The sequence below is a fragment of the Bartonella sp. AA97HXZ genome (assembly GCF_042196985.1).
GTDB lineage: Bacteria > Pseudomonadota > Alphaproteobacteria > Rhizobiales > Rhizobiaceae > Bartonella.
The window spans coordinates 1-1,315 of sequence record NZ_JBHIRC010000074.1 but is presented as its reverse complement, the minus strand read 5'-3'; the positions used below and the strand labels follow the sequence as shown (position 1 = coordinate 1,315).

Below are 1,315 nucleotides of genomic sequence, written 5' to 3'. Positions count from 1 at the left end.
CTTCATGAAACCTCTAACAAGTCCACTCAAAACAGCCACTGCCCTATAACGCTTTTAACAAAAGCACATGCCTCTGTAACCAAAGAAAAGTGACACCCAAAAACTGCTTTATTTTAACTGCTGAAGATCTCTCCCCCACATTTATATAAAGAAACCTCTAAACAAAACTGTTTAGCCCGTCAATGGTTAATACATCAATATCCCCATAAATATAAAGGATAAATTTGCTCAACCATATCCCCTTGCATTCATAGAGTGAACCTTCAAAAGACGCCTCATCTATGAGTTTTGAGGGTGTGAGAAACCTTCAAAACCTATCTATAAAATGCGTGGTAAAATGCTTCAAAATACTTATTCTGATATCTTAAAGCACATATCAAATTTGTCTTTTTTCCATAAAACGAACAGCAAATTTCACTATTTTGCTGATCTGATCTCTCTCATAGGCTGTGGATAAACAGCATTTAAAAAACTTTTTGAAAAAATTTATCTGCTTTTGAATGACTTTACCTCTTCTGATACTCGCTATTTATTCTAAATGGATTTAATTGAATTCATTATTAAAGCATTAAAAGATTTTGCTGATATCAAAGCAGGTACCTTAGGCGGCTTTATTGAAAAGGAAGATAACCTCTCTCATGAGGGCAATTGCTGGGACTATGATGAGGCTCTTGTGTTTAAAAATGGTCACGTTTATGAAAATGCTAGGGTTTATGGCAATGCCAAGGTCTGGGGTAAAGCCTATGGCAATGCAAAATTAAACAGTCAAAGTAAAGTAAGTGTCGTTCCAAAAAAATGTAAGGTTTATGAAAACGATAATGTTGTCAATATAACTGATAAAACAGAATAAAAATAGATATGGGGGGCGTGCCTTTTTATGGTGTATAAACGCATATAAAACGCATTGCTATAAACATATCATAAAAGAGAGAGTAAAATAAAAAAAAGCCGCGCCAAGTGATATGACGCGGCTTTCAAATAGCGATTCTTATTGATTAAAATGAATCATCCACAATGGAGTAATCAGTGCATATATACAAAACGTATCATATTGCAAGTGCTTTATGAGAGATATAAAACTTATCAAAAGGAACGTAAATGTTGCGTATGATCTTTAATCACTCATTTGAATTATAGAGCCTATAAACGCTTTTATGGCTATCAAACAAATTACTCAACATGGCAAAATTGTATGGTATGTACGTATTGGTCACGGTAAACGCATTAGAATACGCGGTACCTATGGAACGCAAGAGTTTGTTGATAACTACAAAAGCGCACTTGCCGAGTTACAAGGGCTTATACTTCCTAAATC

At 34.5% G+C, this 1,315-nt stretch carries 2 pseudogenes; both read left to right on the top strand.

From position 1 onward, the window contains the following. Positions 1-538 precede the first annotated feature (538 nt). A pseudogene (locus ACFINE_RS09740) lies at positions 539-760 on the top strand (hypothetical protein); the annotation flags it as partial. 394 nt (positions 761-1,154) lie between these two features. Continuing rightward, positions 1,155-1,315, top strand: a pseudogene (locus tag ACFINE_RS09735) (integrase); the annotation flags it as partial.